The sequence below is a fragment of the Rhizobium sp. F40D2 genome, assembly GCF_051810745.2.
Classification (GTDB): Bacteria; Pseudomonadota; Alphaproteobacteria; order Rhizobiales; family Rhizobiaceae; genus Rhizobium.
On sequence record NZ_CM131436.1, the window covers coordinates 1,703,106 to 1,724,479 of the forward strand.

Below are 21,374 nucleotides of genomic sequence, written 5' to 3' on the forward strand. Positions count from 1 at the left end.
GTCAAAGATTATCGTGAATTTTGCGAGCTATAACATACAGTACGGCTTCGGTCTTGACGGCAGATACGATCTCGCGCGCATTGCCCGGAGCCTTGAGGGCGCTGATGTCATCGCGCTGCAGGAGGTGACCCGCGGCTTCTCGCGCAACGGTTTCGCCGACATGGCGGCCGACCTTGCAGCCTTCTTTCCCGACTATTTCTGGGTGTATGGGCCGGCCTGCGACATCCATGTCGAAGCTGATGGTGGCGGCAGTCAGCCGGTGCGGGACACCCGCTTCCAATTCGGCAATATGGTGCTGTCGCGCTGGCCTATCCTTTCGACCCGGACGCTGCTTCTGCCGCGTAGCCGCACGATCGGCAAGATCAACCTGCAGCGCGGCGCGACCGAGGCGGTGATCGCGGTACCGGGCGGGGCAATCCGCGTCTATTCCGTTCATCTCGACCATGTCTCTCCCGACGAGCGCATCCGCCAGCTGCAATTTCTGAACGCGCATATCAAAGCGTTCGTCCAGGAAGGCGGGTCGCTGACGGGGGGTCGCGAATTCGATCTGCCGGAGCCGCCGCTGCCGGAGGATTACGTCATTCTTGGCGATTTCAACATGGAGCCGGAATCGCCGGAATATTGCGCGCTTGCCGGTGCCGGCGGCGGATATTACGGCCGGGTCGCGAGGATCGGCACGCCGGTCGACGCCTTTGCGGCGCTTGAGGCCTATGGCCCGGGCAGCTACAGCTGGATGAATCCCGATGATCACGGCGAACGCATGCATCTCGATTATTGCTTCGTCAGTTGCGGCCTTGTGAGCCGGTTGCAAACCGCCCGGATCGATACGCAATCCGTCGGCTCCGATCATTTCCCGCTATGGGTCGAGATCGAAAATTGACGGAGACGCCGCCCCGAGCGGCGGCGTCTCCTTTGTGATTACGCCACCTTCCGCGGCTGCAGCATGCCCGGCTGCAGCACGGTTTCGATGTGCGAGACCATGGTGTTGCGGGCGAAACAATAGATTTCGCCGCAGCCGGTCATCCGGAAACCGAGCTTCTCCTGCAATCTGAGCGATGCCGGGTTGTCGGCGAAGACGCCGGAATAGATCGGCGTCTCCGGCATGCGGCGCGAGAAGCGCTCGATAATTCCAGCCACCGCCTCGCTCATATAGCCGCGCCGCCAGTAGTAGCGGTTCAGCCAGTAGCCGAGGTGCCAGCGGCCGTGGCGGAGCTCGATCGAGACGTTGCCGATATGGACATCGTCCTTGCCCGTGATCGCCAGCGGCCAGTCCGGCAGGGCGCCTGACGTGACCGGGACCAGCCAGTCCAGCGCATCCTGCCGGTCGAACGGCGCGGGCACGCGGGACAGCATGCGCGTGACGGCGAAATCGGAAAGCGATTCCGCAATCGCGGGCGCATCGCTCAGCCTGTGGGGGCGGAGCGTCAGCCGGGCGGTCGAGATGACAGGCGCGGGGCCTGGAATCATCGCCTTGGTTTCCGGCCTTTGCAGCGCGGTCGTGCTCATGCGATGTTCCCCCAGCTTCTGAGCGACATCCAGGTCTTGCGGTCGAGCCTGTACCATTCCACCGGCACGTTGCTGCCGAGCGCCAGCGAGGCGGCGAGCCCCGATCCCTGGAACTGGAAGCCGCACTTCTGGATGACGCGGCGCGAGGCGACGTTCATCACCCGGCAACGGGCGTCGATCTGATCGACATCCTGGCGGGTTCTGAACACCATATCGACCAGGGCATGGCAGGCCTCGGTCGTATAGCCCTTGTTCCAATAGGGTTCGCCCAGCCAGTAACCAATCTCGACGGTCCTGCCGTCCGCATGCGGCTCCACACCGCAGCAGCCGATAAAGGCGCCGTTTTCGGCTTTGGTGATCGCATAGACGCACTTGCCAATCTCGCCTTTTTTCGTGCGACGCACGAAGTCGGCAGCATCATCGGCGGTATAAGGGTGCGGCATACGCGATACCATGGTGGCGACTTTGGCGTTATTGGCGAGATGGGCAAGGGCGTCGATGTCTTCTTCGTGGGGCGCGCGCATGACGAGCCTTTCCGATAACAAGACAGGGCAATCGGTCCTTAACCGCTCCGGCCTCAGCCGTTCTTCGGAAGACACCTGGCCTTCCCGGGGCGACCGTGATTGGTCAACCCTTAACAATTCGCCTTGCATGGTTCAGTCCTCCTGTTTGGACAAAGAAAAAGGGGAGATGGCGCCCCATCTCCCCTGTTTTCTGGACTGAACCTGATACGGACAGCCGGGTCGATGAGACGCCGGCTGTTTTTGAGCGCTACCGGCTTATTCCGCTGCTTCCGCTTTCGGCATGACAGACACGTAGACGCGACCGTTGGCCTTCGTTCGGTAGTTCACATTGCCGGCGGTAAGCGCAAAAATCGTGTGATCCTTGCCGAGTCCGACGTTGGAACCCGGATGCCACTGCGTCCCGCGCTGACGCACGAGGATGTTGCCTGCGATGACGGCTTCGCCGCCGAACTTCTTCACGCCAAGGCGCTTGGATTCGGAATCGCGACCGTTGCGCGAGGAACCGCCAGCTTTTTTGTGTGCCATTGGAGTTCTCCTTTAAACCTTGTCCCGTTGATCTTACTTGGCAGCCACGATGTCCGTGATACGGACGACCGTGTGATGCTGACGATGGCCGCGCGAACGCTTCGAATTCTGACGGCGGCGCTTCTTGAAGGCGATGACCTTCTTGCCGCGGTTCTGTTCGACGACTTCTGCCTTGACAGAGGCGCCGGTGACGAAGGGCGCACCGATCGCAGCGTCGGCGCCTTCGCCGATCACGAGCACTTCGGTGAATTCAATGGAATCGCCAGCGGTGGCTTCCAGCTTTTCGATGGTCAGCACGTCGTTGGCTGCCACACGGTACTGTTTACCGCCGGTCTTGATGACTGCGAACATTTTTTATCCTTTCATGTTCGTTCCGGCTCTCCCCGCTGTTTCAGCAGGATGGCCGTCTTTTTATCAGTCGAAGTTAAGCAGGGATTTCAGAGGCTAATCCTCGAATTCGTCCTGCCGGTGAAGCCCCGTGCGAGCGCGGGACGGCTAAGGCACGGATTACTCCACACCTAGTGCGCAGCCGAGATACGCGAGTGACAAAAAAGTGTCAAGGCAAAAGGATGGAATGCTTCGACTTTTCGGCTTGCCAACCTGTCATCGGCCCGTTATGAGAACGCCCGCGCCGAATAAGCGCCGACCAGACCGCGGAGAGGTGGCAGAGTGGTCGAATGCACCGCACTCGAAATGCGGCATACCTGCAAGGGTATCGTGGGTTCAAATCCCACCCTCTCCGCCATAAGTTTCCGGGGCGTCAGCGTTTGCGATTTCAGGACGTCGGCATAGCCGGCGTCAGTGACCCAGCACCTTCTTCACCCAGGCCGCAACCTCGTCGCCGCTGCCCATATCCGACTGCACCAGTCCATCGATCATGAAGGTCGGCGAGACGTGGACACCGTTTTGACGGGCGTATTTGCACTGCCATTTGATCTCCCGGTCGAGATCGGGGATTGCGAAGGCATCCTTCAGTTTCACACCGCTATAACCTTCCAGGCGCTCAATGATCTGGTTCGGCGTCACATCCATGTTCGCGCCACCGGCGTGACGGTCGAACTCGAATTCCTCCCGATGCGCGGCGATAGCGGCCATGACCTTCTTTGCCGCCTCCTTGCCGCCTGCCAGCGTCGAGGCCGCGATGATGCAGCGGACGAGGACGCCGGAATACATGTGCCAGGGCTGCGACTGCAGGCGGATCTTGACGGTGATCTTGTCTTTGCCGGCTTGCTCGAGAAGGGCGTCGAGCTTGCCGAACGCCCTGACCGAGTAAGGGCAGGTCGGCTCGAGGAAGGCCTCGAAGATGCGCGGGCCGCTGCCCCAGGTCAGCGGATCGGCGTGCCAGGAAGTTCCGGTCATGGTGATGTCCTTTTCGTTGGGGGCTGTTCGGCCTAACGCAGCAGGCTCCAGAAGCCATGCTTATTTCCATGTTGGCGCTTCAACTCGGCAACATAGGCGTCGTGAGGCCGGGCGCTGCCGAAATCGTCGATATGAGGCGCGAGCGAGGCGCATTCCGCCAGGTGGCGGGCGGCATGCCTGTAACGGCTGGAACGGCCATAATCGAGGGCGAAGCCGATCATCGAGCGCAGCAGCATGGTTGCTGCGAGTGGGTGTTTTTCCTGCAGCATCTCGGCGGCCGGCGTCATCAGCTCGTAAAGGTTGCCGTCCAGTTCCGCCTGCCGCTTTGAGATGAGTTTCGCCGCCTCGGCAGCTGCGGGCCAAGCAAGGAAAAAGGCAAGGGCTTGATGAACATCCGGAAAGTCGTGTGCGAAGGCGAATGCCTTCTCCTCGGCCTCGATATCGTCGAAGTCGGCGAGCTTTCGCAAGAAGGCGCGAAGGTGCTGCCCATTCAGCGACTGCTCGAAACATTGCCATCGATACGCCTGCGCTTCGTCCCCCCGTCCGAGCGCTTCGAGCGTTTCGACGCGGGCTTCCTGCCATTCAAAAGGCAGTTCGAACCGCCCCCTGTGATCGGCGGCATCCAAAATCTCCAATGCTTCCTCGGCGCGCCCAGCGAGGAGCAAACGGTCGGCAATCTCGGTGGCGACCATCGGCGCCCTTAACGTTTCTTCCGGCTGCTGGGCGATGAAGGCATCGACATCATTTTCAGCATCGGCAATTTCCTGCAGGGCGATGCGCGCTGTCCGTTGCCGACGGTCGGCGTAGATCTCGTGCTTGTAGACCGGCCCGTTGCCGGCCCAGCCGAAAATCTCCCGGTCGACGTCGACAGGCTTCTCCTCCGCTTCGTTCGACCATTGCACCAGGAGGCCCTTCAAACGTTCCAGACCGTCCTTACCAAGCGCCGGAACCATTTCGGCGATCAGCGGGTCATATTGGCCGTGGTCGTTATCCTGCAACGCGGTGAAGACCTTGTCGGCAAGGACATCGATACCGATCCCGGCGGACCTGGCGATGACGCCGGCATCGGCGCATGCCTGATGGAATGTCTCGAGGAAGACGACGTCGCTGCTGTTGGATCGATGGAATATCGGATCGGCAACGGCAAGAAATTGCCAGATGAGATCGAACGCTTCCTTCGGATCGTCGGCGGCCACGACGGTAACGATCGTGGATCGCTGTGTTTCGAGGTCCGTGTTGATCTTCTTCACCTTGTGCCATTCGATAGCGCTTCGCGCCCGCGCGATGCTGGCGAGACGTTTGCGGATCTCACGAGCCACTTCCGCACTGCCTTGATCGCCGGCCAGCTCCATGCGAAGCCGTCGTTTGTGGGCAGCGCTGCCCGTGCTGATCTCGATCAGCAGTTCGGCGAGACGTTGCGCGCCGAGGGTTTCCAGGTTTTTCGCGTTGAGAGTTGTCTTTGCTGCCATGGACCGTCGCTATCGTTTCAGGCCGACAGTATCTCGGCGCTCACGCCAATCCAAGATGCTAAGCGCGGAGGCGGTAAAGGAGCGCTTCTACCGCGAATTCATATGACTTTATCGGCGGTTAGTCGCGCCGAATCATGGCCGTTAGCTAAAAAATAACGCTGCCTCGTAACGACTCCTAAAGCCCGGTTTGGCACCTTGTTGCCTATCGATATTTGTTTCCAAATTTTTCGGCTGGGGTTTGTCATGAGTCATAATAAAGACGCCTGGGTCAGCCAGCGCGCCTATTCGCTATGGGAATCGGAAGGCAGGCCGGATGGGCGCGGGGAAAGCCATTGGGCGCAGGCGCTGAGGGAGTTCGAGCATCTGGAACTGACGAAGGCCTCGCCCGATGGAAACGATCTCATCGAGAAGCTGAAGGCAGCCGGGCGGCTGATGCGGGTCTATGACGAGGCGGCTCCCGGCGTCGACGAGGACCGGCAGCTGAAAGCGGCCCGTTAGGCCTTATTGCCACCTATCAGCGGCATTCCAGGCGGATTTCGGTCTTGCTGGCAGATTGTCTTGCCACTTCAATGAAATCAGCATCAGGGAATATCGAAAGCTTTCCCGATAGAGATCAGCCGCCCTCGAGCGGTGGCCCAAGCTGCCAATCCCCACACTACTGGCGGGCAGCCCAGCTGAGGCCACGGCGCAGGATGAGGGGCATGTAGGGATGGTCGAATTCGGCGGCGACATGGCCGAGCGCGGAATAGAAGATGCGGCCTGCGCCGAAATGGCGCTTGAGGACGACCGGCATCACGACATTGCGAGCGGCAGGATCGTAGGCGCCGGTAAAGGTGGTGGTCGCCAGGATTTCGACTGTCGGGTCATAGTGCAGATAATATTGCTCCGACCGGTAGTCGAAATCGGGGATGCCCTCCATGACCGGATCGTCCTGGCGTGTGACGGCGACGCGGAAGTCGATGATGTTGCCGGGATGGGCGACCCAGGTGACGCCGGAGACATAGCGGAAAGGGGCGCTTTCCTTGAAGGAGGTGGCGAGCGCGCCGTGATGGCCGGCAAGGCCCAGCCCGCCGCGCACCGCTTCGACCAGAGCGCTCGCATGGGATTTTTCCAGCGTTTCGCCAGTGATGATCGGCACCAGTAGATCAGTTTTCACCAGCGTCGGCGATCCGAATATGCCGAGATCGGCGGTGACCTCCACCATAAAACCGTCCTCGCGCAGGAGATCGGCGACGATATGAGCGCATTGCTCCGGCTCGTGGCCTTGCCAGCCTCCCCAAACGACCAAAGCCTTCCTCATTCGCGCGCTCCCTGGCTGATGGCTGCGATTGCATCACACGTAGTAAAAGCCCCTTAAAACGGGCGGTTATGCAAATCACGCGAATAATTCACCCATCGCCAATCCGGCACAATTCGTAAGCGGCGGGAGCAGTTCGGCATTTGACGTATTGACCGTTCACGCCTATCGCAATTCCTTCTTTTTATTGACGTGTATCTCGTCTAGGTTTCTTTCATCTCTCGCTAATAAAAAGGGTGGTGCATGGCAGGTGAAACGGTTCTTGTGGTCGGCGGCGCCGGTTATATCGGCTCGCATACGTGTCTCGACCTGGCGAACAAGGGCTATAAGCCTGTCGTCTTCGATAATTTCTCGAACGGCCATCGCGAGTTCGTCAAATGGGGGCCGGCGGAGGAAGGCGATATCCGCGACCGGGCCCGGCTGGACGAGGTGCTGGCCAAACACAAGCCGGCGGCGATCCTGCATTTCGCGGCGCTGATCGAGGTCGGCGAATCGGTCAAGGATCCGGTTTCCTTCTATGAGAACAACGTCATCGGCACGTTGACGCTGCTGTCGGCGGCGCAGGCGGCCGGCATCAACGCCTTCGTCTTCTCTTCCACCTGCGCCACTTACGGCCTGCCGCAAAGCGTGCCGCTCGACGAGACGCACCGGCAGGTACCGATCAACCCCTATGGGCGGACGAAATATATCGTCGAACAGGCGCTCGCCGATTACGACCAGTACAGGAGCCTGCGCTCGGTGGTGCTGCGTTATTTCAATGCGGCGGGTGCTGATTTCGAAGGCCGGATCGGCGAATGGCACCAGCCGGAGACGCATGCGATCCCCTGGCGATCGACGCGGCACTCGGCCGCCGCCAGGGCTTCAAGGTGTTCGGCAGCGATTATGAGACTCGCGACGGCACCTGCGTGCGCGACTATATCCATGTGCTGGATCTTGCCGATGCGCATGTGCGCGCCGTCGAATATCTGTTGAAGGGCGGCGATTCGGTCGCGCTCAACCTCGGCACCGGCACCGGCACGACCGTCAGGGAATTGCTCGGCGCGATCGAGGATGTGTCGAACCGGCCTTTCCCGGTCGAATATATCGGCCGGCGCGAAGGCGATTCGCATACGCTGGTCGCCAATAACGACAAGGCGCGCGATGTGCTCGGCTGGGTGCCGCAGTATGATCTCGCCCAGATCATCCGTTCCGCCTGGGACTGGCATGCTAAATCCAACCAGCATTGAGCCAAGCGGAATTGAGAAGACCCGCCGGCCGAACATCCTGCTGATCACGGCGGACCAGTGGCGCGGCGACTGCCTGTCTGCTGTCGGTCATCCTTGCGTGACAACGCCGAATGTCGATGTCTTGGCGCGCCAGGGAACGCTCTTTCGGCGGCACTATGCCGGGGCGGCCCCCTGCTCGCCGGCGCGGGCCACACTCTATACCGGCCTTTACCAGATGAACCACCGCGTCTGCCGCAACGGTTCACCGCTCGATGCCCGTTTCGACAATCTGGCGCTGGCCGCCCGGCGGGCAGGATACGACCCGACGCTGTTCGGCTATACCGATACGGCGCCCGATCCGCGCGGCATGGATGCCAATGATCCGCATCTGACGACCTATGAAGGTGTGCTGCCGGGCTTTATCTCACGCCAGCTCTTGCCCGAGCATGAAAAACAATGGCTCTCCTGGCTCAGATCCCGCGGTCATGCAAATGCCGTCAGCCGCGACATCCATATACCCGTCGGCGCTGAAGCCGGCGACATTTCCGATGCGGCGCCGGCCTATTCCAGCGATGAGACCCAGACGGCTTTCCTGGCCGGCGAGTTCATCCGCTGGCTGGGCGAACAGGACAGGCCGTGGTTCGCGCATGTCTCTTTCCTGCGTCCGCATCCACCCTTTTCCGTGCCGGCTCCGTTCAACCGGATGTTCAAGCCGGGCGAGGGGCCGGCTTTTGCGCGAGCGGCAAACCGGGAAGCGGAAGAGGCAAGTCATCCCTATCTCGCCTATGCCATGCCGCGCACCGGCAAGGGCGCCTTCATCCACGGCGCAACGGGGCCGCTCAGCGGTTGGAACGGCGAGGATTTCGCCGCGATCCGGGCGATCTATTACGGCATGATAGCAGAGGTCGATGCGCAGCTCGGCCGGATCTGGCAGGCCCTGAAGGATGCCGGCGCCTGGGACGATACGCTTATTGTCTTCACCTCCGACCACGCTGAGATGGCCGGCGATCACTGGACGCTGGGGAAGGGCGGCTTCTTCGACGGCAGCTACCATATTCCGCTTGTTATTCGCGATCCCGCAAGCGGTGCCGCCGGCGGGATCGTCGACCATTTCACCAGTGCTGCGGATATTTTTCCGACCCTTTGCGAAAGGCTCGGTATCGAGGCAAAGAACGGGCTCGACGGCCTGTCGCTGATGCCGTTCGTCAATGGCGGGAGCGGACAGGGCTGGCGCGATGCGGCATTCTGGGAGTTCGACTTCCGCGATATCGCCGGAGGCGAGGCGGAGCAGTATTTCCGGCTCAAGCCGAACGAATGCAATCTCGCGGTGATCCGCGATGCGCAGTTCAAATATGTGCATTTTGCCGCCTTGCCGCCGCTGCTCTTCAATGTCAGCGACGATCCGATGGAGCTCGACAATATCGCAGGCGATCCCGCCTATGCGGCGATCCGGCTCGGCTATGCCGAAAAGCTGCTGTCGCTGAGGGCGCGGCATCTGGATCAGACGCTTGCCTATACCGAGCTGACGGAAAAAGGGCCGGCGACGCGCCGGCCCTCATAATTTGATCAGCCGAGATAGTCGCGCTTGCCGATCGGCGCACCCTGGTTGCGCAGAATGGCGTGAGCTGTCGTCACATGGAAATAGAAGTTCGGCAGGGCGAAGGTGGTGACATAGTCGACGCCCGGAAGCACGATGCCGCTCTTGCCCGGCAGAGTGATGTCACGCGTTTCCGCGCCCTCCAGCGCCTCCTCAGAGAAGCCGGCGAGATAGGCTTCGGTCTTTGCCAGGCGCTCGCGCAGTTCGTCGAACGTTTTTTCATTGTCCTCGAACTTCGGGGCGTCGGTGGCGGTCAGCCTGGAGAGGGTGAATTTGGCGCTGTCGCTGGCGCGCTGATACTGGCCGGAGAGCGGCAGCATATCGGGCGCGAGGCGCGCAGCGACCAAGACGGAGGGATCGATATTCTTTTCCTTCGCATAGGCTTCCGCCTTGTCGAGATAGGTTTTCAGGCTGGCGAGGCCGCGCTGAAACATCGGAACGGTGAGGCGATAGATCGAAATGGACATCTGTCCTGTCTCCAAAATCTTTAAATGACCGGCCGCGTCGAGGATATCGAAGACGCCTGCGGCCGCGGCTTTGTCTTCGATCCCTCCATAGATGGAGGCGGCCTTCGTCTTTCACAACACAGGCAATGCGGGCGCCGGTCATGACCTCCGCGGTATTGCGCCTTTATCGCTATCTCGTCGCCGCTAAAGAGGCTTGACGTCGTTCCCAGAAAATGGAATGAATATTCCGAAGAACAAATTTTACGGTTTGTTTGTTCCGTTTTGCACGGAACGCCGCAGGAGAGGCGGCGAGAAATTGCGGCTTCAGGGCAAATGCCTGGAGCTCCGGCGTGAGGAGGGTGCAGCCGGGCACCGATTTGTGGAGGAAGTGAAAATGAAAAAGTTTATCCTGGGCACTGCGATGGCGCTCGTCATGTCGACGGCCGCTCACGCAGAAACCGTCGGCGTTTCGATGGCGAAATTCGACGACAACTTTCTGACCGTTCTGCGCAACGGCATGACTGATTATGCCAAGACGCTGAGCGGTGTGACGCTGCAGGTCGAAGACGCGCAGAACGACGTTTCCAAGCAGCAGAGCCAGATCCAGAATTTCATCGCCTCGAAGGTCGACGCAATCATCGTCAACCCTGTCGATACCGATGCGACCACGGCGATGTCCAAGCTCGCCGCTGATGCCGGCATTCCGCTGGTTTACGTCAACCGCCAGCCGGTCAATGTCGACACGCTGCCGGACAAGCAGGCCTTCGTCGCATCCAACGAGCAGGAATCCGGCACGCTGGAAACCAAGGAAATCTGCCGCATTCTCGGCGGCAAGGGCAAGGCCGTCGTCATCATGGGCGAGCTCTCCAACCAGGCTGCGCGCATGCGTACCCAGGACGTCCATGACGTCGTCAAGACCGATGAATGCAAGGGCCTGCAGATCGTCGAAGAGCAGACGGCCAACTGGGATCGCACCCAGGGCGCCGACCTGATGACCAACTGGCTCTCCAGCGGCATCGAATTCGACGCCGTGATCTCCAACAACGACGAAATGGCGATCGGCGCCATCCAGGCGCTGAAGGCAGCCGGCAAGGATATGACCAAGGTGGTCGTCGGCGGTGTCGACGCCACGCAGGATGCGCTTGCCGCCATGCAGGCCGGCGATCTCGATGTCACCGTGTTCCAGGATGCTGCTGGTCAGGGCAAGGGCTCGCTCGATACGGCACTGAAAATCGCCAAGGGCGAAAAGGTCGAGAAGAAGGTTTATATTCCCTTCCAGCTCGTCACGCCTGAAAACGTCAAGGACTTCGTCACCAAGAACTGAGGCGAACGCCAGACGGGATGCGGGCGAAGCCCGCATCCTTTCCGCCTGTCCGTATCCGGAGGAGATGATATGGCCGTCAGCCCGACAACCATGGCCGCCGTGCGCGCAAGCGGTGCAGTTCCGAATGCGGAATATCTGTTGAGCGCCGAAGGCGTTCGCAAGGAATTTCCAGGTGTCGTCGCCCTCGACGATGTGCAGTTCCGGCTGAAGCGCGCCTCGGTGCATGCGCTGATGGGCGAAAACGGCGCCGGCAAATCGACGCTGATGAAGATCCTCGCCGGCATCTATACGCCCGATAAAGGCGATATCCGGCTGAAAGGCATCGAGATCCAGCTGAAATCTCCGCTCGACGCGCTGGAGAACGGCATCGCCATGATCCATCAGGAGCTGAACCTGATGCCGTTCATGACGGTCGCCGAAAATATCTGGATCCGCCGCGAACCGAAGAACCGCTTCGGTTTCGTCGATCACGGCGTCATGCATCGCATGACCGAAGAGTTGTTTGCCCGGCTCAATATATCAATCGATCCCGATATCGAGGTCCGGTACCTGTCGGTCGCCAATCGCCAGATGGTCGAGATCGCCAAGGCGGTTTCCTATAATTCCGACGTGCTGATCATGGACGAGCCGACCTCGGCGCTGACGGAGCGCGAGGTCGAACATCTTTTCCGTATCATCCGCGACCTCAGGGCGCAGGGCATCGGCATCGTCTATATCACCCACAAGATGAACGAGCTTTTCGAGATCGCCGACGAGTTCTCGGTCTTCCGTGACGGCCGTTATATCGGCACGCATGCCTCGACCGATGTCACCCGCGACGACATCATCCGGATGATGGTCGGGCGCGAGATCACCCAGATGTTCCCCAAGGAAGAGGTGCCGATCGGCGAGGTGATGCTCTCGGTCAAGGATCTATGCCTCAACGGCGTCTTCAGGGACGTCTCCTTCGAGGTGAGGGCGGGCGAGATCCTCGGCGTGGCCGGCCTTGTCGGTTCCGGGCGCTCGAATGTCGCCGAAACGCTGTTTGGCGTGACGCCGGCAAGCTCGGGCTCGATCGAACTCTACGGCAAGCCGGTGACGATTTCTTCGCCGACCGAGGCCATCCGCAACCGGATGGCGTTCCTGACCGAGGACCGCAAGGACACCGGCTGTCTGCTGATCCTCGATATACTCGAAAACATGCAGATCGCCGTTCTGCAGGACAGATATGTCAAGGGCGGCTTCGTGCAGCAGGGCGCAATCGAGGCGACCTGCGAAGACATGGCAAAAAAGCTGCGGGTGAAGACGCCCAATCTTTACGAGCGGGTGGAAAATCTTTCGGGCGGCAATCAGCAGAAGGTGCTGATCGGGCGCTGGCTGCTCACCAATCCGCGGATCCTCATCCTCGACGAGCCGACGCGCGGCATCGATGTCGGTGCCAAGGCGGAAATCCACCGGCTGGTCACCGACATGGCGCGAAACGGCGTGGCGGTGATTATGATCTCGTCCGAGATGCCCGAGGTTCTCGGGATGAGCGACCGCATCATGGTCATGCATGAGGGGCGCGTGACCGGTTTCCTCAATCGCGATGAAGCAACGCAGATCAAGGTGATGGAACTGGCTGCGCAGTGATGCGCCGTCGGCGATCGCCCAAGGGAGGTTTGACATGAGTACCAAGGCAGTAGAGGGCGCGGCTCCGCTCGCAACCCGGCAGAGGCGGCGGCGCATACCGACCGAGCTCAGCATTTTCCTCGTGCTCGTCGGCATCGCGCTCATCTATGAAGTACTTGGCTGGATGTTCATCGGCCAGAGCTTCCTGATGAATTCGCAGCGCCTGACGATCATGATCCTGCAGGTCTCCGTTATCGGCATCATCGCCGTCGGCGTCACGCAGGTCATCATCACCGGCGGCATCGATCTTTCCTCGGGCTCGGTTGTCGGCATGACGGCGATGATTGCGACAAGCTTCGCCCAGTCGTCGACCTGGGGAAGGGCGGTCTTTCCCTCGCTGACCGACCTCCCGGCTTTCGTGCCGATCGTGGTCGGCCTCTTGATCGGGGCCGCCGCCGGTCTGGCGAACGGCGCGCTTATCGCCTACACGAAAATCCCGCCGTTCATTGCAACGCTCGGCATGTTCGTTTCGGCCCGCGGTGTGGCGAAGTGGTATACGAAGGGACAGCCGGTTTCCGGGATCACCGAGCAGTTTCACTTCATCGGAACCAAGGCCTGGCCGGTCGTCGTCTTCCTGGTCGTTGCGCTGATCTTTCATATCGCGCTGCGCTACACCCGTTACGGAAAGTTCACCTATGCCATCGGCGCCAACCCGCAGGCTGCCCGCGTCTCCGGCATCAACATCGAGGCGCATCTCGTCAAGGTCTATGTGATCGCGGGATTGCTTGCCGGCCTTGCCGGTATCGTCACGGCGGCACGCGCGGAAACCGCGCAGGCCAGCATGGGCGTCGGATATGAACTCGATGCGATCGCCGCGACCGTCATCGGCGGCACCTCGCTCACCGGCGGCGTCGGGCGCATCACCGGCACCGTCATCGGCACCATCATCCTCGGCGTCATGACATCAGGCTTCACCTTCCTCAGGATCGACGCCTATTACCAGGAGATCGTCAAAGGTCTGATCATCGTCGCGGCTGTGGTCATCGACGTCTACCGGCAGAAGAAGCGCCGCAAGCACTGATCTCAGGCGGTGCGATCCGAATTGTTTTTGCGGGGGCTTCGGCCCCCGTTCCGTTTTTGGAGCGTGAGAACAGATTTATAAAAAAGAGGTAGCGAATTCCGTCAGCTTTTCTATTCTGGTCTTCCCGCTCGGGCAGCGCAGGAAAACAGATGCAATTCGTATTTGACGGTCACAACGACGTTCTCCTTCGACTCTGGACACATTCAAAAGACGGCAGCGATCCGATCGCGGAATTTGCAGACGGCACGACGGTCGGGCATATCGACGCGCGCCGGGCCAGGGAGGGCGGCCTTTCGGGCGGTCTTTGCGCCATATATATTCCCTCGGGCGATCTGGTCTTTGCCGATCCGGATGCCGACGGCCGTTATATCACGCCAATGGCGGCGCCTCTCGATCCGCTGCCGTCGCTCGCCATTGCCACTGAAATGGCGGCGATCGCACTGCGGCTCGACCAGGCCGGCGCCTGGCAGCTCTGCCGGACGGTGAAGGATATCCGCGGCGCCATGGCGGACGACATTTTTGCCGCCGTCATGCATATGGAAGGCTGCGAGGCGATCGGCGCCGATCTTGCGGCGCTCGAAGTCTTCTACGCAGCCGGGTTGCGGTCGCTCGGGCCGGTCTGGAGCCGGCACAACGTCTTCGGTTACGGTGTGCCCTTCGCCTTCCCAATGTCGCCGGACACGGGGCCCGGCCTCACCGATGCCGGTTTCGCGCTGGTGCGGGAATGCAATCGCCTCGGTATCGTGATCGACCTTGCCCATATCACCGAAAAAGGTTTCTGGGATGTGGCGAGGACGACCGAGCAGCCACTGGTCGCCAGCCATTCCAATGCCCACGCCTTGACGCCGGTCGCGCGCAATCTGACGGACAGGCAGCTCGATGCAATCCGAGAAAGACGCGGGCTCGTCGGCATCAATTATGCCACCGCGATGCTGCGTCCCGACGGCCGCTCGGACAGCAATACGCCGCTTGCCGACGTGATCCGCCACATCGACTATCTGGTGAACCGCATCGGCATCGATTGCGTGGGCCTCGGATCGGACTTCGACGGGGCCACCATTCCTGAGGAAATCGGTGATGCCAGCGGCAATCAGAAGCTGATTGCCGCTCTCCGGGAGGTTGGTTATGGTGAGGCCGATCTCACGAAACTTGCCCGTGAAAATTGGCTTCGCATCCTCGCACAAGCCTGGCGGGAGGACGGCGCCTAAAGCGCTGTGCGCCTCTGGACGCACCAGGAATGGACAATAGGTTTAATGAGGCATGACCAACAAAACGCTTCGTAATCAATCAAGAACAGGGGAACAGACCATGATGATGACCAAGCTCAGCCGCAATTTCCGCATGCTTTCCACGGGAGCTGCTCTTTCGCTCCTGATGATGGCAGCACCCTCCGCCTTCGCCGAGACACCCAAGGATACGCTGGTCGAGGGGTTTGCCATCGACGACATCATCACGATGGACCCGGGCGAGGCGTTCGAGCTTTCGACCGCCGAAGTCACCAGCAACAGCTACAGCCTGCTCGTCCGTCTCGACATGGACGACACGTCCAAGGTGAAGGGCGATTTGGCCGAGAGCTGGAACGTTTCCGACGACGGTCTGACCTATACATTCAAGCTGAAATCCGGCATGAAATTCGCATCCGGCAACCCGATCACCGCCGAAGACGTCGCCTGGTCGTTCGAACGCGCCGTCAAGCTCGACAAGAGCCCGGCCTTCATTCTCACCCAGTTCGGCCTGACAGGCGACAACGTCACCGAAAAAGCGAAGGCGGCCGATGCCGGGACCTTCGTCTTTACCGTCGACAAGGCCTATGCGCCGAGTTTCGTTCTCAACTGCCTGACGGCGACGGTTGCCTCCGTCGTCGACAAGAAGCTGGTGATGGAGCACCTGAAGGCGGTGACGCCCGATGCCGAGCACAAATACGACAATGATTTCGGCAATGAATGGCTGAAGACCGGCTATGCCGGCTCCGGCGCCTACAAGCTGCGCGAATGGCGCGCCAATGAAGTGGTCGTTCTCGAGCGGAACGACAATTATTACGGCGACAAGGCAAAGCTGAACCGCGTTATCTATCGCTACATGAAGGAAAGTGCTGCCCAGCGGCTGGCGCTCGAAGCTGGCGATATCGACATCGCCCGCAACCTCGAGCCTGGCGACATCGACGCCGTTTCGAAGAATGCCGATCTCGCGACGACAAGTGCGCCGAAGGGCACGATCTATTATGTCAGCCTCAACAACAAGAACGAGAACCTGAAGAAGCCCGAGGTGCAGGAAGCCTTCAAATATCTGGTCGACTATGATGCGATCGGCGCGACCTTGATCAAGGGTATCGGTGAAATCCACCAGACTTTCCTGCCGAAAGGCCAACTCGGCGCGCTTGACGAAAACCCCTACAAGCTCGATGTCGCCAAGGCCAAGGAACTGCTGGCCAAGGCGGGCGTGCCCGACGGTTTCTCGATCACCATGGACGTGCGCAACAACCAACCGGTGACCGGTATCGCCGAATCCATGCAGCAGACGCTGGCGCAGGCCGGCGTGAAGATGGAAATCATCCCGGGTGACGGCAAACAGACGCTGACCAAATACCGTGCCCGCACCCATGATATGTATATCGGCCAGTGGGGTTCGGACTATTTCGACCCGAATTCCAATGCCGATACCTTTACCGGCAATCCCGACAATTCCGATGCCGGCACAGTGAAGACGCTTGCATGGCGCAATGCCTGGGAGGCGCCGGAGCTCGACAAGGAAGCCAAGGCAGCGCTTCTCGAACGTGATGCCGCCAAGCGCGCCGCCATATATCAGGATATCCAGAAGAAGTACCTGGCAAACAGTCCCTTCGTCTTCATCTTCCAGCAGACCGAAGTGGCCGGTTACCGCAAGAACCTCAAGGACTTCAAGCTGGGTCCGAGCTTCGATACCAATTTCGTCGGTCCGATCGCCAAGGAATAGTCCGGCAGGATCGATCGCTTGAGCACCGTCGAAACTACGTCAGAGGCGCGGCCCCGAAAGGGCCGTGCTAGGGCCTTTGCAAAGGCGCTGGGGCGGTTCCTGTTTGCCGCCGTCACCACCTATCTCGGCCTGCTGGCCGTCACCTTCTTCATCGGCCGCGTCGTGCCGATTGATCCCGTGCTCGCTATTCTTGGCGACCGCGCGCCCAACCATGTCGTCGAGCGGGTGCGCCAGGAAATGGGCTTCAACCTGCCGCTCTATCAGCAGTTCTTTATCTATATCAAAGGCATCCTGTCCGGTGATTTCGGCAATTCGGTGCTGACGACCAATCCCGTCATGGTCGATATCCGCCGTGTCCTGCCGGCAACGATCGAGCTTGCGACGCTCGGAACGCTGATCGGCGCTTTCGTCGGCGTGCCGCTCGGCGTTCTCGCCGCCGTGCGCCGCGGCAGCATCGCCGACCAGGTCGTGCGCGTTGTCGGCCTGGTCGGTTATTCGGTACCGATCTTCTGGCTGGCGCTGATTTCGCTCGTCATTTTTTATGCGCAACTGCGCTGGGTGGCTTTTCCCGGCCGCATCGACATCGTCTTCGAATATACGTTCACGCCGATCACCGGCTTGTATCTGCTGGACAGCGCCTGGCAGGGGCAATGGGATGTCTTCTACGACGTCTTCCGCCACATCATCCTGCCGGCATCGCTGCTCGGCTATTTCTCGCTCGCCTATATCAGCCGCATGACGCGCAGCTTCATGCTGAACGAGCTTTCCCAGGAATATATCGTCGCCGCGCGCGCCAAGGGGCTTTCGGAAATGCGGGTGATCTGGGGCCATGCGCTGCGCAATGCCGCCGTGCCGCTGGTCACCGTCATCGCGCTTTCCTATGCCGGCCTGCTCGAAGGATCGGTGCTGACCGAGACCGTCTTTTCCTGGCCGGGCATCGGCCTCTACATTACCAATTCGCTGCAGAACGCCGATATGAACGCCGTACTCGGCGGCACCATCGTCATCGGCACTGTCTTCATCGGCATCAACCTTCTGTCCGATCTTCTCTACCGGACGCTCGACCCGAGGACGCGAAACCGATGACCGCTCCCGCCAGCCCATCTCCTGCGATGAGCCGCCGCGAATGGCTGCTGTCCGACCGACCGCAATCACGCCTGCAGGCTCGTCTCGGTCGCGCTTACGTCACGTGGCGGCAGTTCACGGCCAACCGGCTTGCCGTCGTCGGCCTGCTGATCATCATCGCGCTGCTTTTCGTCGCCGCGTTTGCCAATCTCATCGCCACCCATGATCCCGTCGTCGGCGATCTGCGCAATGCACGGCTGCTGCCGCCGGGAACGGATGGGTTCCTGCTCGGCACCGACGACCAGGGCCGCGATATCTTTTCGCGGCTGATCTACGGATCGCGTTTGACGCTGCTCGTCATCGTGCTGGTCGCCGTCATCTCGGCGCCGATCGGGCTGATTGTCGGCACGGTTTCCGGATATGCCGGAGGCTGGGCCGATGCGACGCTGATGCGCATCACCGATATTTTCCTCGCCTTTCCGAAGCTGGTATTGGCGCTCGCCTTCGTCGCGGCACTCGGCCCCGGTATCCAGAATGCGATCATCGCCATCGCCATCACATCCTGGCCACCCTATGCCCGCATCGCCCGTGCCGAGACGCTGACGGTCCGGCGCTCCGACTATATCTCGGCGGTAAAGCTGATGGGCGCCTCGCCGCTGCGCATCATCGTGCGGCATGTCATGCCGCTCTGCATTTCCTCGCTGATCGTGCGGGTGACGCTCGACATGGCGGGCATCATCCTGACGGCCGCCGGTCTCGGCTTCCTCGGTCTCGGTGCGCAGCCGCCGCTGCCGGAATGGGGGGCGATGATCGCCTCCGGGCGGCGCTTCATCCTCGATCAATGGTGGGTCGCCGCGATGCCCGGTATCGCCATCCTCATCGTCAGCCTCGGCTTCAATCTGCTCGGCGACGGCTTGCGGGACGCACTCGATCCGAAGGAGGCCGGCCAGTGACGACACTTCTGACGGTCGACAATCTCAAGGTCAGCTATCCCACCCGCACCGGGGTGATCGAGGCCGTTCGCGGCGTCTCCTTCACGCTCGGCAAGGAAAGGCTCGGCATCGTCGGCGAATCCGGTTCCGGCAAGTCGCAGACCGGCCGGGCGATCATGGGGCTGACGCCGACACATGGCATCGTCACCGCCGACAGGCTGGATTTCAACGGCATCGACCTGCTCAAGGCTTCCGCCGGCGAAAGGCGCCGGCTGCGCGGCAAGCGCATCGCCATGATCCTGCAGGATCCGAAATATTCGCTCGATCCTGTGATGACGATCGGGCGGCAGATCTGCGAAACGCTGCGCACGCATGAAAAGGTCGGCAAGGCGGAGGCGCGCGAGCGGGCGCTCGCCATGCTGGAGGCGGTGCAGATCCGCGACCCGAAACGCGTCTTCGACCTGCATCCGCACGAGGTTTCGGGCGGCATGGGGCAGCGTGCGATGATCGCCATGATGCTGATTGCCGGACCCGAACTGCTGATCGCCGACGAGCCGACCTCGGCGCTCGACGTGACGGTGCAGCTCGATGTGCTCAGAATCATGGACAGGCTGGTGGCTGACCGCGGCATGGGGCTGATCTTCGTCTCCCATGATCTCAGGCTGGTTTCCTCCTTCTGCGACCGGGTGATCGTCATGTATGCCGGAAAGATCGTCGAGGAGCTCGCAGCCGCCGATCTCAAACATGCGCAGCATCCCTATACGCAAGGGCTGCTGAACTGCATGCCCGAGATCGGCTCGAACCGTCATCCGCTGCCGGTGCTCGACCGCAAGCCGGAGTGGGCGGTATGAGCGCAGCTCTCGAGATCGACAATCTCAGCGTCGTCTACGATGAATTTCATGCGCTGAAGGACGTCAGCGTTGCGGTCGAACGCGGCGAATCCTTTGGCCTCGTCGGTGAATCCGGCTCGGGAAAATCGACCTTGCTGCGCGCTGTCGCCGGCCTTGCGCCGATCAGCAGCGGGGCGATCCGCATCGACGGCGAAGCGCTGAAGGGTTCGAAGCGCAGCAAAATCTTCTATCGTCGCGTGCAGATGGTCTTCCAGGACCCCTATGGTTCGCTGCATCCGCGCCAGACCATCGACCGGCTTCTGCTCGAACCGCTTGTGATTCACGGCATTGCCGATGGCGAGAGGCGCATCGAACGCTCGCTCGACGAGGTCGGCCTCGGCAATGGTTTCCGTTTCCGTTATCCGCACCAGCTCTCTGGCGGTCAGCGGCAGCGTGTGGCGATCGCCCGGGCATTGATCGTCGAGCCATCAATCCTGCTGCTCGACGAGCCGACCTCGGCGCTCGACGCCTCGGTGCAGGCCGAGGTGCTGAACCTCCTGGAGCAGATCCGGCGCGACCGCAAGCTCACCTTCGTAATGGTGAGCCATGACCTCGGCGTCGTCACCCACATGTGCGATAGGCTGGCGGTGATGCGCAACGGCGCCGTCGTCGAGCGGCTGAGCTCCCGGGAATTGGCGGAGGGTGCGGTTCATGAGGACTATACGAGAAATTTGATGATCGCCAGCAAGGGGTTCGTCAAAGCCTGAAAGCCAATCTTTTCAAACCTTTGAAAAGAAAAGACCAGCGGCGGCGTTAAGGATAAGATTTCCCTAAAAGACGACCATTCAACTAGACTATTGACAGCAGCCCCGCTTCTGTCATGATCCTGTTAACGATTGTTAGCTTTCGTGATCGATGGAGGTTGAGGCGTGTTCTTTCTCGGTGGGATGACCATGGGCTACCTCGATCCTCCCGTGAGAGCAGATCGCCGGGAACGGGTTTCGGCCTCCATGCCTGCGGAAAAGGATCGTCGGCTGATCGAGACCCCCGCCAACCCGTCTCAGACCGAGGACAGCGTCGAGCGTTCGTGGATCTGGGCATGGCGCACGCTCTGCTAAATAGGCGGGTCTGCTAAAAAGACGAGCTAATAAAAGGGCTGGTTGAATTTTCTCTTTCGTTCGCTCTGGACGGAAATTTATCTCTACCTACTTGATAGAGAATATACGAATATCAACGCGAGCCGCACAACCGGCCGCTGAAAAACAACGGAGGCGACATATGGCAGACCTGGGTATTTCGCATGCTCACGTGAACCAGTACGGTTCCGTAGAGACCAAGAAGTCGCTGACCACACGCCACAGGCTTCAAACTGTGCTCCATGGAGCAATCTTTACGGCGGCATTCCTGTTCGTCGTGGCGGTGGTTTGCGGCGTCGTCGGCTGATCGGCGAATTTAGACGTCGGCAAATGCCGGCGTTGCGGCGTTTTCGCCCGGTTGATCGGCATCCGATACCCTCTTCGTTCTTCCGTAATTCTTCATTTCATCCCGAGCGCCGCATCGAACTTCCTCGTGCGACGCATTTTCGATCTGATGTCTGCATGTCGTCGTTTTCGAACCGATGATACCATCCGAGATCACGCATCTTCTCCCAAAATCCAAGAGTTCTTGCACT

The 21,374-nt window shown here is 60.5% G+C and carries 22 protein-coding genes, 1 tRNA gene and 1 pseudogene; 16 read left to right on the forward strand and 8 right to left on the reverse strand.

The window, feature by feature from the left end; genetic code table 11:
• The first annotated feature begins 13 nt into the window (after window positions 1-13).
• Window positions 14-880 (forward strand): endonuclease/exonuclease/phosphatase family protein, encoded by an 867-nt coding sequence (locus tag ACS4RS_RS08215; RefSeq protein WP_439011371.1) that lies wholly within the window; start codon window positions 14-16, stop codon window positions 878-880.
• Between the two features lie 38 nt (window positions 881-918).
• Here ACS4RS_RS08215 and ACS4RS_RS08220 read toward each other — a convergent pair whose 3' ends face one another.
• The 4 genes from ACS4RS_RS08220 to rplU all read right to left on the reverse strand — a co-directional run bounded on the left by ACS4RS_RS08220 (window position 919) and on the right by rplU (window position 2,906).
• Window positions 919-1,506 carry a GNAT family N-acetyltransferase gene (locus ACS4RS_RS08220; protein ID WP_439011370.1) on the reverse strand — a complete coding sequence of 196 codons (588 nt, stop codon included), beginning with the start codon at window positions 1,504-1,506 and terminating at the stop codon, window positions 919-921.
• The gene (locus ACS4RS_RS08225) at window positions 1,503-2,159 is read right to left on the reverse strand and encodes a GNAT family N-acetyltransferase (protein WP_012559345.1); all 657 of its coding nucleotides are present in this window, start codon (window positions 2,157-2,159) and stop codon (window positions 1,503-1,505) included. Before ACS4RS_RS08225 ends, ACS4RS_RS08220 begins: the two co-directional genes overlap by 4 nt.
• A gap of 126 nt (window positions 2,160-2,285) precedes the next feature.
• Window positions 2,286-2,555 (reverse strand): 50S ribosomal protein L27, encoded by a 270-nt coding sequence (gene rpmA, locus ACS4RS_RS08230; RefSeq protein WP_003567620.1) that lies wholly within the window; start codon window positions 2,553-2,555, stop codon window positions 2,286-2,288.
• A gap of 33 nt (window positions 2,556-2,588) precedes the next feature.
• Complete coding sequence (gene rplU / locus ACS4RS_RS08235) at window positions 2,589-2,906, reverse strand: 50S ribosomal protein L21 (RefSeq protein WP_003543907.1); 318 nt, start codon at window positions 2,904-2,906, stop codon at window positions 2,589-2,591.
• 304 nt (window positions 2,907-3,210) lie between these two features.
• Here rplU and ACS4RS_RS08240 point away from each other — a divergent pair.
• Window positions 3,211-3,300, forward strand: a tRNA-Ser gene (locus ACS4RS_RS08240).
• Window positions 3,301-3,353: 53 nt separating this feature from the next.
• Here ACS4RS_RS08240 and ACS4RS_RS08245 read toward each other — a convergent pair.
• Window positions 3,354-3,914, reverse strand: coding sequence for a thioredoxin domain-containing protein (locus tag ACS4RS_RS08245; protein WP_439011369.1), 561 nt, complete (start codon window positions 3,912-3,914; stop codon window positions 3,354-3,356).
• A 32-nt stretch (window positions 3,915-3,946) separates the two neighbouring features.
• Window positions 3,947-5,383: a DUF6880 family protein gene (locus ACS4RS_RS08250; RefSeq protein ID WP_449313940.1), complete on the reverse strand. Its 1,437-nt coding sequence runs from the start codon at window positions 5,381-5,383 to the stop codon at window positions 3,947-3,949.
• 243 nt (window positions 5,384-5,626) lie between these two features.
• Here ACS4RS_RS08250 and ACS4RS_RS08255 point away from each other — a divergent pair, with 243 nt between their 5' ends.
• Window positions 5,627-5,881 carry a DUF2934 domain-containing protein gene (locus tag ACS4RS_RS08255; RefSeq protein ID WP_439011367.1) on the forward strand — a complete coding sequence of 85 codons (255 nt, stop codon included), beginning with the start codon at window positions 5,627-5,629 and terminating at the stop codon, window positions 5,879-5,881.
• A gap of 157 nt (window positions 5,882-6,038) precedes the next feature.
• Here the strand turns inward: ACS4RS_RS08255 and ACS4RS_RS08260 are convergent, their stop codons facing one another.
• Window positions 6,039-6,683, reverse strand: coding sequence for a ThuA domain-containing protein (locus ACS4RS_RS08260; protein ID WP_439011366.1), 645 nt, complete (start codon window positions 6,681-6,683; stop codon window positions 6,039-6,041).
• A 240-nt stretch (window positions 6,684-6,923) separates the two neighbouring features.
• On the opposite strand from ACS4RS_RS08260, the pseudogene galE reads away from it, so the two are divergent.
• Together galE and ACS4RS_RS08270 are read left to right on the forward strand one after the other, a co-directional pair.
• Window positions 6,924-7,906, forward strand: a pseudogene (gene galE / locus ACS4RS_RS08265) (UDP-glucose 4-epimerase GalE).
• Window positions 7,884-9,446: an alkaline phosphatase family protein gene (locus tag ACS4RS_RS08270; RefSeq protein ID WP_439011364.1), complete on the forward strand. Its 1,563-nt coding sequence runs from the start codon at window positions 7,884-7,886 to the stop codon at window positions 9,444-9,446. Before galE ends, ACS4RS_RS08270 begins: the two are co-directional and overlap by 23 nt.
• A 5-nt stretch (window positions 9,447-9,451) precedes the next feature.
• Here the strand turns inward: ACS4RS_RS08270 and ACS4RS_RS08275 are convergent, their stop codons facing one another.
• The gene (locus ACS4RS_RS08275) at window positions 9,452-9,949 is read right to left on the reverse strand and encodes a DUF1993 domain-containing protein (protein WP_439011363.1); all 498 of its coding nucleotides are present in this window, start codon (window positions 9,947-9,949) and stop codon (window positions 9,452-9,454) included.
• Window positions 9,950-10,322: 373 nt separating this feature from the next.
• Between ACS4RS_RS08275 and ACS4RS_RS08280 the strand changes: the two genes are divergently transcribed.
• The 11 genes from ACS4RS_RS08280 to ACS4RS_RS08330 all read left to right on the forward strand — a co-directional run bounded on the left by ACS4RS_RS08280 (window position 10,323) and on the right by ACS4RS_RS08330 (window position 21,145).
• On the forward strand, window positions 10,323-11,252 hold the full coding sequence (locus ACS4RS_RS08280) for a sugar ABC transporter substrate-binding protein (RefSeq protein ID WP_183692477.1): 930 nt from the start codon (window positions 10,323-10,325) through the stop codon (window positions 11,250-11,252).
• 69 nt (window positions 11,253-11,321) lie between these two features.
• A complete protein-coding gene (locus tag ACS4RS_RS08285) occupies window positions 11,322-12,863 on the forward strand; it encodes an ATP-binding cassette domain-containing protein (protein WP_439011362.1) in 1,542 nt (513 codons plus the stop codon).
• A gap of 34 nt (window positions 12,864-12,897) precedes the next feature.
• The gene (locus ACS4RS_RS08290) at window positions 12,898-13,923 is read left to right on the forward strand and encodes an ABC transporter permease subunit (protein WP_439011361.1); all 1,026 of its coding nucleotides are present in this window, start codon (window positions 12,898-12,900) and stop codon (window positions 13,921-13,923) included.
• Window positions 13,924-14,072: 149 nt separating this feature from the next.
• On the forward strand, window positions 14,073-15,131 hold the full coding sequence (locus ACS4RS_RS08295; RefSeq protein ID WP_439011360.1) for a membrane dipeptidase: 1,059 nt from the start codon (window positions 14,073-14,075) through the stop codon (window positions 15,129-15,131).
• Window positions 15,132-15,231: 100 nt separating this feature from the next.
• Window positions 15,232-16,875, forward strand: a complete 1,644-nt coding sequence (locus ACS4RS_RS08300) for an ABC transporter substrate-binding protein (protein ID WP_439011359.1) — start codon at window positions 15,232-15,234, stop codon at window positions 16,873-16,875.
• A gap of 18 nt (window positions 16,876-16,893) precedes the next feature.
• Entirely contained in the window at window positions 16,894-17,961 is a 1,068-nt protein-coding gene (locus tag ACS4RS_RS08305) for an ABC transporter permease subunit (protein ID WP_439011358.1), read from the forward strand.
• Window positions 17,958-18,893 carry an ABC transporter permease subunit gene (locus ACS4RS_RS08310; protein ID WP_439011357.1) on the forward strand — a complete coding sequence of 312 codons (936 nt, stop codon included), beginning with the start codon at window positions 17,958-17,960 and terminating at the stop codon, window positions 18,891-18,893. Before ACS4RS_RS08305 ends, ACS4RS_RS08310 begins: the two co-directional genes overlap by 4 nt.
• Entirely contained in the window at window positions 18,890-19,723 is an 834-nt protein-coding gene (locus ACS4RS_RS08315; protein WP_439011356.1) for an ATP-binding cassette domain-containing protein, read from the forward strand. Before ACS4RS_RS08310 ends, ACS4RS_RS08315 begins: the two co-directional genes overlap by 4 nt.
• A complete protein-coding gene (locus ACS4RS_RS08320; protein ID WP_439011355.1) occupies window positions 19,720-20,469 on the forward strand; it encodes an ATP-binding cassette domain-containing protein in 750 nt (249 codons plus the stop codon). Before ACS4RS_RS08315 ends, ACS4RS_RS08320 begins: the two co-directional genes overlap by 4 nt.
• A gap of 162 nt (window positions 20,470-20,631) precedes the next feature.
• Window positions 20,632-20,820 (forward strand): hypothetical protein, encoded by a 189-nt coding sequence (locus tag ACS4RS_RS08325; protein ID WP_439011354.1) that lies wholly within the window; start codon window positions 20,632-20,634, stop codon window positions 20,818-20,820.
• A gap of 160 nt (window positions 20,821-20,980) precedes the next feature.
• The gene (locus ACS4RS_RS08330) at window positions 20,981-21,145 is read left to right on the forward strand and encodes a hypothetical protein (RefSeq protein WP_439011353.1); all 165 of its coding nucleotides are present in this window, start codon (window positions 20,981-20,983) and stop codon (window positions 21,143-21,145) included.
• Window positions 21,146-21,374: the final 229 nt, after the last annotated feature.

Excerpts from the sequence above, each read along its gene's own strand:
- ACS4RS_RS08260 (WP_439011366.1), bottom strand. The coding sequence starts at position 6,683 with ATGAGGAAGGCTTTGGTCGTTTGGGGAGGCTGGCAAGGCCACGAGCCG.
- ACS4RS_RS08220 (WP_439011370.1), bottom strand. The coding sequence starts at position 1,506 with ATGAGCACGACCGCGCTGCAAAGGCCGGAAACCAAGGCGATGATTCCA.
- ACS4RS_RS08280 (WP_183692477.1), top strand. The coding sequence starts at position 10,323 with ATGAAAAAGTTTATCCTGGGCACTGCGATGGCGCTCGTCATGTCGACG.
- ACS4RS_RS08285 (WP_439011362.1), top strand. The coding sequence starts at position 11,322 with ATGGCCGTCAGCCCGACAACCATGGCCGCCGTGCGCGCAAGCGGTGCA.
- ACS4RS_RS08320 (WP_439011355.1), top strand. The coding sequence starts at position 19,720 with ATGAGCGCAGCTCTCGAGATCGACAATCTCAGCGTCGTCTACGATGAA.
- ACS4RS_RS08310 (WP_439011357.1), top strand. The coding sequence starts at position 17,958 with ATGACCGCTCCCGCCAGCCCATCTCCTGCGATGAGCCGCCGCGAATGG.
- ACS4RS_RS08295 (WP_439011360.1), top strand. The coding sequence starts at position 14,073 with ATGCAATTCGTATTTGACGGTCACAACGACGTTCTCCTTCGACTCTGG.
- ACS4RS_RS08250 (WP_449313940.1), bottom strand. The coding sequence starts at position 5,383 with ATGGCAGCAAAGACAACTCTCAACGCGAAAAACCTGGAAACCCTCGGC.
- ACS4RS_RS08225 (WP_012559345.1), bottom strand. The coding sequence starts at position 2,159 with ATGCAAGGCGAATTGTTAAGGGTTGACCAATCACGGTCGCCCCGGGAA.
- ACS4RS_RS08245 (WP_439011369.1), bottom strand. The coding sequence starts at position 3,914 with ATGACCGGAACTTCCTGGCACGCCGATCCGCTGACCTGGGGCAGCGGC.
- ACS4RS_RS08270 (WP_439011364.1), top strand. The coding sequence starts at position 7,884 with ATGCTAAATCCAACCAGCATTGAGCCAAGCGGAATTGAGAAGACCCGC.
- ACS4RS_RS08255 (WP_439011367.1), top strand. The coding sequence starts at position 5,627 with ATGAGTCATAATAAAGACGCCTGGGTCAGCCAGCGCGCCTATTCGCTA.
- rpmA (WP_003567620.1), bottom strand. The coding sequence starts at position 2,555 with ATGGCACACAAAAAAGCTGGCGGTTCCTCGCGCAACGGTCGCGATTCC.
- ACS4RS_RS08290 (WP_439011361.1), top strand. The coding sequence starts at position 12,898 with ATGAGTACCAAGGCAGTAGAGGGCGCGGCTCCGCTCGCAACCCGGCAG.
- ACS4RS_RS08300 (WP_439011359.1), top strand. The coding sequence starts at position 15,232 with ATGATGATGACCAAGCTCAGCCGCAATTTCCGCATGCTTTCCACGGGA.
- rplU (WP_003543907.1), bottom strand. The coding sequence starts at position 2,906 with ATGTTCGCAGTCATCAAGACCGGCGGTAAACAGTACCGTGTGGCAGCC.
- ACS4RS_RS08275 (WP_439011363.1), bottom strand. The coding sequence starts at position 9,949 with ATGTCCATTTCGATCTATCGCCTCACCGTTCCGATGTTTCAGCGCGGC.
- ACS4RS_RS08330 (WP_439011353.1), top strand. The coding sequence starts at position 20,981 with ATGGCAGACCTGGGTATTTCGCATGCTCACGTGAACCAGTACGGTTCC.